General features: G+C 69.5%; 6 protein-coding genes and 2 pseudogenes. 4 read left to right on the forward strand and 4 right to left on the reverse strand.

The features are described from left to right. Together QMF80_RS37300 and QMF80_RS37305 are read right to left on the reverse strand one after the other, a co-directional pair. The coding region (locus QMF80_RS37300; protein ID WP_283461790.1) for an amidohydrolase family protein at window positions 1–647 on the reverse strand (647 nt) is incomplete at its 3' end. A gap of 6 nt (window positions 648–653) precedes the next feature. Continuing rightward, window positions 654–1,398: pseudogene (locus tag QMF80_RS37305) on the reverse strand (FadR/GntR family transcriptional regulator). Between the two features lie 292 nt (window positions 1,399–1,690). Here QMF80_RS37305 and QMF80_RS37310 point away from each other — a divergent pair. From QMF80_RS37310 to mmsB, 4 genes are all read left to right on the forward strand, one after another. Next, a complete protein-coding gene (locus QMF80_RS37310) occupies window positions 1,691–2,356 on the forward strand; it encodes an SDR family NAD(P)-dependent oxidoreductase (protein WP_283461792.1) in 666 nt (221 codons plus the stop codon). 361 nt (window positions 2,357–2,717) lie between these two features. After that, window positions 2,718–3,800, forward strand: a complete 1,083-nt coding sequence (chvE, locus tag QMF80_RS37315; RefSeq protein WP_283461794.1) for a multiple monosaccharide ABC transporter substrate-binding protein — start codon at window positions 2,718–2,720, stop codon at window positions 3,798–3,800. Between the two features lie 109 nt (window positions 3,801–3,909). Then, on the forward strand, window positions 3,910–5,457 hold the full coding sequence (gene mmsA / locus QMF80_RS37320) for a multiple monosaccharide ABC transporter ATP-binding protein (RefSeq protein WP_283461796.1): 1,548 nt from the start codon (window positions 3,910–3,912) through the stop codon (window positions 5,455–5,457). A 3-nt stretch (window positions 5,458–5,460) separates the two neighbouring features. Then, window positions 5,461–6,714, forward strand: a complete 1,254-nt coding sequence (gene mmsB / locus QMF80_RS37325; RefSeq protein WP_283461798.1) for a multiple monosaccharide ABC transporter permease — start codon at window positions 5,461–5,463, stop codon at window positions 6,712–6,714. A 542-nt stretch (window positions 6,715–7,256) separates the two neighbouring features. Here mmsB and QMF80_RS38510 read toward each other — a convergent pair. Together QMF80_RS38510 and QMF80_RS37335 are read right to left on the reverse strand one after the other, a co-directional pair. Beyond that, window positions 7,257–7,584, reverse strand: a pseudogene (locus tag QMF80_RS38510) (RICIN domain-containing protein); the annotation flags it as partial. 241 nt (window positions 7,585–7,825) lie between these two features. Then, window positions 7,826–8,932 carry an aldose epimerase family protein gene (locus QMF80_RS37335; RefSeq protein ID WP_283461800.1) on the reverse strand — a complete coding sequence of 369 codons (1,107 nt, stop codon included), beginning with the start codon at window positions 8,930–8,932 and terminating at the stop codon, window positions 7,826–7,828. Between the last annotated feature and the right edge of the window lie 93 nt (window positions 8,933–9,025).

The following is a 9,025-nucleotide window of genomic DNA, read 5'->3' on the forward strand; positions in this document are numbered from 1 at the left end:
GACGCCGCACCTTGACCGGTTCCGCCACCACGCCTCCACACGCTCGATGGGATGTCAGCCCTCATCCAACCGCTCCCAGCCCCAGCGGGGGCCCGAACACGGCGAACCAACGCGGTCACAGCACTAGCGATCGGGGGCTTGGAGAGGTGGTCCAGCACAAACGACACCTCTGGCAGTGCCCGCACAGTCCCGATAGCGGCCGGGAGTTGGTGCGGCAGGGTGAGCAGGTCGTAGCAGAGGCCGGCAGCGCCGACCGCGCCCAGCCCGCGCCGGACGTCGGGGCGGGCCAGCCAGGCCGGGTCGGCCTCACCCTGGACCAGGTGCCGCACGCCGACGAGCAACTCGCCACCCGTCCCCTGCCGAAGCTCGGCGAGGGTATCGGCGACCCCCGGCGCGGTGAGGTCCACCCAGCCGACGACACCCGCGACCAAGTCTTCGGCGACGGCCAGCGCGAGGAACTCCCTGGTCTCCGCCGGGTCCGGCAGCACCTGTACCAGCACGGTGCGCTCGACGTCTGCCGCCCGGGCAACGGGCGCCAGGTCGGCCAGGCCGAAGCTCCGCCGGATGACGGCCGTCTCCGGTGCTTGCAGCCAGGGCTGCGGGCGTCTGGTCAGGTCCCAGACATGGTGGTGCGCGTCCACTCTCACGCGCGATCACTCCTCGGTCGACGGAACGACCCCGCGGGCTCGGACGAACCGGCGGGGCTGTGGTGTTCCCCCCTCGCGCAGGTGCTCGCGCAACCAGCGCTCGGTGGTGTTGACGTGCATCAGGGCGGCGGCCTGGGCGAGAACCGCATCCCCGGCGACCAGGGCCTGGTGAATCGCCTCGTGCTCGGTGATGGTCCGCCCGGCCGCGTCGGCGTCGACCATGCCCCGCCAGATCCGGGCGCGCAGGGTGTGTCCGGAGATGTGTTCCAGCAGCGTGGCCAGGGTCTCGTTGCGAGTGGCGCGGATCACTGCCCGATGGAAGGCGGCGTCGTGATGGTTCAGCAGCTCCACGTCCTCGTGCGCCTCCCGCATCGCCGACAGGTGCCGCTCCACCTCGGCGAGCTCCTCCTCGGTGATCCGGGTCGCGGCCAGGCCGGTGGCGGCCGGTTCGAAAAGCCGGCGCGCCTCCGTCAGCTCCAGGACGGTGGCCCCCTGCAGCAGTTCCACCGCACCGCCGAGGCCCTCCAGCAGGAGCGCGGGCTCCAGGCTGGTCACGTAGGTGCCGTCACCGCGCCGGATCTCCAGCACTCGTGCGACGACCAGCGCCTTGACGGCCTCGCGCATCAGGTTCACGGGACAGCCCCAGTGAGGCCGCGAGCTGCTGCTCGGGCGGCAGCTTCGACCCGGGTAGCAACTCGCCGTCCTGGATCAGCTGACGGATACGGAAGATGGCCCTGTCGGTCAGTGACACAGCTCCAACCTAACAGGTGATCCGATGTCTGCGAAGAGATGGGATGGACTCCATTAAGGGCCCACACCCGGACCACCCCACAAAATCCCCTCACTGAGCAGTACTTTTGAAAAACTTCCCCATCGCCACCTAGACTCCGGAGGTCGAACCTCATATAGATCCATCCCATGTATGCAGGGCGATGCGAGAGGGATTCCGTGTCCGAATCGGTCACCGCCATCGAGGCCACCGACACCCGCTTCCCGACTGCCCGTCAGTTCGTACGCTCCGTCAGCGGCGAGGAGAACTGGTCATGAGTGAGCCCGATTTCGCCGGCTCGCCCGCCGTCGTCACCGGAGGGGCCACCGGTATCGCTCTCGCCACCGCCCGGCTGCTGTTGGCGCGCGGCGCCCGCGTCGCCTGTCTGGACCTGAACCCGCAGGACGTCCCCTCACCGCTCGTCCAGACCTGCGTCGACGTCGCGGACGAGCACTCCGTCTGCGCGGGCGTGGCCTGGGCCGCCGAGCTCTTGGGCGGAATCGACATCCTGGTCAACAGCGCCGGGATCGGCGCGCAGGGCGGCGTCGAGGACAACCCGGACCACGAGTGGCGCCGGGTCCTGGAGGTCAACGTCCTGGGGGTGGTCAGGACGACCCGGGCGGCACTGGCGTACCTGCGCCGCTCGGGCGCCCCGGCGATCGTCAACACCTGCTCGATCGCGGCGACCACGGGCCGGCCGGACCGCGCCCTGTACGCGACGTCCAAGGGTGCCGTGCTGGCGATGACCCGTGCCATGGCCACCGACCTGGTCGAGGACAGCATCCGGGTCACCTGCGTCAACCCCGGCCCAGTGGTCGGCGCCGACGAAGTGGCCGCCGCCATCACCTCCCTCGCCGGCCCTCTCTCCGGTGTCACCACCGGTACCGAGCTCGCCGTCAACGGCAGGGCGAGCGGACCGCAGCTCCGCCCCGGTACCTGACACCACCCGCACCCCGACGCCCCCCTGCGCCCAATTGTTAACGCTCACAATTCTGTTCGTCAAGCCCTCGCCGAGCGCCTCCCCACCTTCGCCCGTGCTATACCCAACGGTGATCTCCGAGCCCTTGACGCCATTTCTGTGAGCGTTAACACTCAAGTAACACCAGCCCAGAGCGGCACCCATCCGGGCCTCCGGCGGGGTTCACCCACCCAGCCGCCCGGTCGGCCGTACCGACCCCGGGCGAACCCGGCCCCCTCCCACTCCGGGCCGGCGCTCGACCCCCGCTCGACCCGATCCGAGGCTCCCGCCGAGGTCGCGCCGATCGCGGCATACCCCTGGAGGAATAGTGCGGAAAGTTTTGATGGGCCTCGCTGCTGCGGGCCTCACGTTGGCCCTGACGGCCTGCGGCCAGAGCGCCAACGGCGCGGGCGGCGGCGCGGGCGGTGGTGATGCCAAGGGCGGTATCGTCGGCATCGCGATGCCCACCAAGTCGTCGGAGCGCTGGATCAACGACGGCGACAACATGGTCAAGCAGTTCCAGGCCAAGGGCTACAAGACCGACCTCCAGTACGGCGACAACGTCGTCGAGAACCAGGTCTCGCAGATCGAGAACATGATCACGAAGGGCGCCAAGCTGCTGGTGGTGGCCGCGATCGACGGCTCCTCGCTCACAAACGTCCTCCACAAGGCCGCTGAAGCGAAGATCCCCGTGATCTCCTACGACCGCTTGATCCGCGGCACCGGGGACGTCGACTACTACGCGACCTTCGACAACTTCAAGGTCGGTGTCCTGCAAGGCACTTACATCGTCGACAAACTGGGTCTCGCTAGCGGCAAGGGCCCGTTCAACGTCGAGTTGTTCGCCGGCTCGCCGGACGACAACAACGCCACCTTCTTCTTCCAGGGCGCGATGAGCGTGCTCCAGCCCTACGTCGACCAGAAGAAGCTGGTCATCCAGAGCGGACAGACCGGCTTCAGCCAGGTCGCCACACTGCGCTGGGACGGCGGCGTCGCCCAGTCCCGGATGGACAACCTGCTGAGCAAGTCGTACACCTCGGCCCGGGTCGACGCGGTGCTCTCCCCGTACGACGGCATCTCCATCGGCATCCTGTCCTCCCTCAAGGGCGTCGGCTACGGCAGCTCGGGCAAGGCGCTGCCCATCGTCACCGGCCAGGACGCCGAGCTGGCCTCGGTGAAGTCGATCATCGCGGGCGAGCAGACCCAGACCGTCTACAAGGACACCCGCGAACTGGCCAAAGTCGCGGTGCAGATGGGCGACGCCCTGCTCACCGGCGGCAAGCCCGAGGTCAACGACACCAAGCAATACCAGAACGGGGCCAAGGTCGTCCCGGCGTACCTGCTGCAGCCGGTCAGCGTCGACAAGGAGAACTACCAGAAGGTGCTGGTCGACGGCGGGCAGTACACCGCCGACCAGCTCAAGTAGCCCCCGGGCCCGCACACGGGGCCGCACCAGAACCGGACGCGTACGGGCGGGGACAGTCGACCTGACAAGCCCCCGCCCGTACCGCCCCCTGCCGAACGGATGCACCACCATGGCCGGACCCGTCCTCGAGATGCGTTCGATCAGCAAGTCCTTCCCCGGCGTCAAAGCCCTCTCCGACGTCACCCTGAGCGTCGCCCCCGGCGAAGTCCACGCCGTCTGCGGTGAGAACGGCGCCGGGAAGTCCACCCTGATGAAGGTGCTCAGCGGAGTTCACCCGCACGGCTCCTACGAAGGCGAGATCCTCTTCCAGGGCGAGCCCTGCGCCTTCAAGGACATCCGGGCCAGCGAACAGCGCGGCATCGTGATCATCCACCAGGAGCTCGCCCTGGTGCCGTACCTCTCCATCGCGGAGAACATCTTCCTCGGCAACGAGCACGCCACCCGGGGCATCATCAGCTGGAACAAGACGCTCACCCACGCCACGTCGCTGCTGCGGCGGGTCGGGCTGGACGAGAGCCCGCACACCCGGATCGCCGACATCGGCGTGGGCAAGCAGCAGCTGATCGAGATCGCCAAGGCGCTCGCAAAGGAGGTCAAGCTGCTGATCCTGGACGAGCCCACGGCCGCCCTCAACGGCGAGGACAGCCGCAAGCTGCTCGACCTCATCCTGGAGCTCAAGGCCCAGGGGATCTCCTGCATCCTCATCTCGCACAAGCTGGGCGAGATCGCCCAGGTCGCCGACTCCGTCACGATCCTGCGCGACGGCCGGACGATCGAGACCATCGCGGTCGGCGCCGAGGGCGTCTCCGAGGACCGCATCATCCGGGGCATGGTCGGCCGCGATCTGGAGCACCGCTACCCCGAGCGCACCCCCGCGGTGGGCGAGGTCGCCTTCGCCGTCGAGGACTGGACCGTGCACCACCCGATCGACCACCAGCGCAAGGTCGTCGACGGCGTGTCGTTCGACGTACGGCGCGGCGAGATCGTCGGGATCGCCGGCCTGATGGGCGCGGGCCGCACCGAGCTCGCGATGAGCGTCTTCGGCCGCTCGTACGGGCGCTACACGGGCGGCCGGGTACTGCTGGACGGCAAGGAGATCCGCACCCGCACCGTCCCGGAGGCGATCGGCCACGGCCTCGCCTACGTCACCGAGGACCGCAAGCACCTCGGGCTGAACCTGATGGACGACATCAGCCGCAACATCTCGCTGAGCGCGCTCGGCAAGGTCGCCCGGCGCGGCTGGGTGAACGAGCACGAGGAGACCCGGGTCGCGGAGTCCTTCCGCAAGACCATGAACATCAAGGCGCCCTCGGTGTTCGCGGAGACCGGGAAGCTCAGCGGCGGCAACCAGCAGAAGGTCGTCCTCAGCAAGTGGATCTTCTCCGAGCCCGAGGTCCTGATCCTCGACGAACCCACCCGCGGCATCGACATCGGCGCCAAGGCCGAGATCTACACGGTGATCGCCGAACTCGCGGCCCAGGGCAAGGCGGTGCTGATCATCTCCTCCGAACTTCCCGAGCTGCTCGGCATGTGCGACCGCATCTACACGATGACCGAGGGCCGGCTCACCGGCGAGGTGGACCGCGCGGACGCGACCCAGGAATCACTCATGCGCCTCATGACCGTGAGCGCTGCGACCGAGAACGAGCAGGTGTAAGGCATGGCCCAGACAGAGACCACGGACACCACCACCGCCACGGACCTCCCAACGGCCGTGCCCGCCAAGCCGGGAAGCGGTGGCGGCGTCGGCCCCCTGCTGGTGCGGGCGCTGCGCGGCAACATACGCCAGTACGGCATGCTGGGCGCGCTGGCGCTGATCGTCGCGGTGTTCCAGATCTGGACCGACGGCATCCTGCTCCAGCCGCTCAACGTCACCAACCTGATCCAGCAGAACAGCTACATCCTGATCCTGGCCATCGGCATGATGATCGTGATCATCGCCGGGCACATCGACCTCTCGGTCGGTTCGCTGGCCGCCTTCGTCGGCGCCGCCGCGGCCGTGATGATGGTCAAGCACGACGTGCCGTGGCCGCTCGCGCTGGCCGCGGCCCTGCTGATCGGCGCGGCCGCCGGTGCCTGGCAGGGGTTGTGGATCGCGTACGTCGGCGTCCCGTCCTTCATCGTCACGCTGGCCGGCATGCTGCTGTTCCGCGGCGGGACGCAGATCGTGCTGCAGGGCCAGTCGGTGGCGCCCTTCCCCAAGGGCTTCCAGGAGATCAGCAGCGGCTTCCTGCCGGAGGTCGGCCCGCAGACCGACTACCACAACCTCACCCTGCTGCTGGGGCTCGTCGTCCTCGTGGTGGCGGTCCTCCAGGAGCTCCGGGGCCGACGGCAGGCCGCCCGCTACGGGCTCGACCTGCTCCCGCTGGGGTTCTTCCTGGCCAAGCTGAGTGCCATCGCCGCCGCGGTGCTGGTGTTCACCCTCCTACTGGCGAGCTACCACGGCTTCCCGATCGTGCTGCTGATCCTCGGCGTGCTGCTGGTGGCCTTCGGCTACCTGATGCGCAACTCCATCCTGGGCCGCCACACCTACGCGATCGGCGGCAATGAGGCCGCGGCGAAGCTGTCCGGCGTCAAGAGCAAGCGGGTCGTCTTCCTCGCCTTCGTCAACATGGGCGTGCTGGCCGCGCTGGCCGGCATGGTCTTCGCGGCGCGTCTCAACGCGGGCACACCGCAGGCGGGCATCAACTTCGAACTGGAGGCGATCGCCGCCGCGTTCATCGGCGGCGCCTCGGCTTCCGGCGGCGTCGGCACCGTGCTCGGCGCCATCATCGGCGGCCTGGTGCTCGGCGTGCTCAACAACGGCATGTCGCTGGTCGGCATCGGCACCGACTACCAGCAGGTCATCAAGGGCCTGGTGCTGCTGGCCGCGGTCGGATTCGACGTCTACAACAAGCGCAAGGCCGGTTCCTGACCTGACCTGATCCGTCCGGGTCCGGCCGCACCCTTCGGGGGTGCGGCCGGACCCGGCTCTCACTGCTGGTATAAGTCTCGACCCGGACCTCGCCGTTCCTCTGCTGTGCAGGTAGGAGCCGGGGAAGCTGACGGACTCCGGCGAGACCGTGCCGCTGCCGGACAGCCCGGTCACGATGCGGAACTACGAGTCCGCCAGGTTGGTGACGTCCGCCTCCAGTTTCCTTCTGAGCCCAGCTGAGGTAGCGGATCCCGCCCACGACGAAGGTGGTGGCGTCCAGTGCGAAGCTGTCCATCGTGATCGCGATCCGGCCCTTCTCGGTCCAGCCGCCGGTGTGCTTGTAGATCTGGGCCTCGGCGCGCTGGTTCACCAGGCGGTTGGCGCACGGGACGGCGGGCGAGGTGGGTGTCACGGCCTGAGCTGGGGCCGTCGGCAGCTGGGGGACGGCCAGGGCGGTGACGGCTGTGAGGACTCCGGGGAGCACGTGCGCTCTGATCACGTCTTCTCCCGTGGTGGACGGCCGGGGTCGAGGGGATGGCCGGTCAGTTCGCCTTGAGCTGCCACTGCCGGCAGGCGTTGTTCAGCCAGGACCACTGCCGGATGTCCGCGCCGTCGGCGGCCGAGCGGTCCGCGACGTCCAGGGCCTTGCCGCTCGCCACGTTCAGGAGGCGGCTGGTGTCGTCGCCCTGGTCCTCGATCCGCCACTTCTGTGCGGCCGCGCCGTTGCAGTTCCTCCGCCGGACGTTCGCTCCGTTCGCAGGCGAACCATTTTCCAGGTCAAGGGACTTGCCGCTGGTGCGGTTCACCAGGGTGTACGAGGGCTGCGGTCTCGCCCGACGGCCCGGCGAGTGACGTACCGAGGGCGACCGGGTCGACAGCCCGGCCGGTGTGGGCGACTTGCGCAGGGTGATCTCGGAGGACCACGAGGTGGCGACGAGGCAGTAGTTCCGGTTGTCGTACTCCAGCCAGGGATCGGCGCCCTTCCGCGACTTCACCGCGTTGGTGTACGTGCGGCCCGCGGCGGCCGTGGCCGGCCGGGTTTCGACCAGGGTGGTGCAGAGCAGCACGAGCAGGGCGATCGCGATGGTCGGGCGCGGCCGTGCACCGCCCGTCAGCCGGGATCCACCGAGAACCCGTAGACCGTGGTCGAGCGGTATTCCTCCCCCGGGCGCAGCACGGTGGAGGGGTAGCGGGGGCGGTGCGGGGAGTCGGGGAAGCGCTGGGTTTCGAGTGCGATGCCGGCGAAGGCTCCGTAGACACCACCGCCGGGGCCTGTCAGCGAGCCGTCGAAGAGGTGCCCGGTGTAGATCTGCAGGCCGGGCTCGGTGGTCAGGCACTCCAGCCGCCGCCCGCTCGCCGGGTGCCGGAGCACCGCCACCGGCCGTGGGCCGTTCCCCTCGTACGGACGGAGCACCCAGTTGTGGTCGAAGCCGCCGCCGGCCAGCTTCAGCTGCGGGTGGTCGGCCGTGATCCGCTCGCCGACCGGACCAGGCTCGCTGAGGTCGAACGGAGTGCCCTCCACCGGGAAGTGCGGGCCGTACGGGATCAACTGCCCGTCCACGGGCGTGTACTGGTCCGCGTCGACCCGCAGCACGTGGTCGAGGATGGTGCCGCTGCCCTCGCCGGCCAGGTTGAAGTAGGCGTGGTTGGTCAGGTTGACCACCGTGGGCGCGTCGGTGACGGCCGCGTAGCCGATGGTGAGCGACCCCGCACGGTCCAGCAGGTAGGTCACCTGGACGGTGAGCGCGCCGGGGAAACCTTGGTCGCGGTCCGGGCTGCGCAGCGTGAGGCGGACGCCGACGCGGTTCGGCTCGCGCACCTCGGCGGCGTCCCAGACGCGTGCGTCGAAGCCTTCGGGGCCGCCGTGCAGGGTGTGGCCGCTCTCCTGGGTCGCCAGCCGGTGGACGGCGCCCTCGACGGGCAGTTCGCCGCCCGCGATCCGGTTCGCGTAGCGGCCGATCGTGGCCCCGAAGTACTTGGCCCCGCCGAGCATGTCCGCCACGCTCGCGCCGCCCAGTACGACGTTGGCGCGCCGCCCGTCCCGGTCCGGGGCGTACAGCGCTTGGAGCCGGGCACCGAGGCTGAGCACCTCCGCCGTGATGGCGCCCTCGGAGCCGAAGGTCCAGCGGTCGACGACCCGCCCGTCAGGGAGGGTCGCGTACGGCTCGCGGCGGATCGTCAGGGACCCGGCGGCGAGGGGGGTGGGCGCGTCGGTCATGGCTGTTCGTCACTCCGGTTCCGGGCACGGGTTCGGGAGGGAGGGAAGGGCAGCGTGGGAAGGGCGGCGCCCCGGGCAGTACCGTCCCGGGAC

The organism is Streptomyces sp. G-G2, assembly GCF_030063135.1.
Classification (GTDB): domain Bacteria; phylum Actinomycetota; class Actinomycetes; order Streptomycetales; family Streptomycetaceae; genus Streptomyces.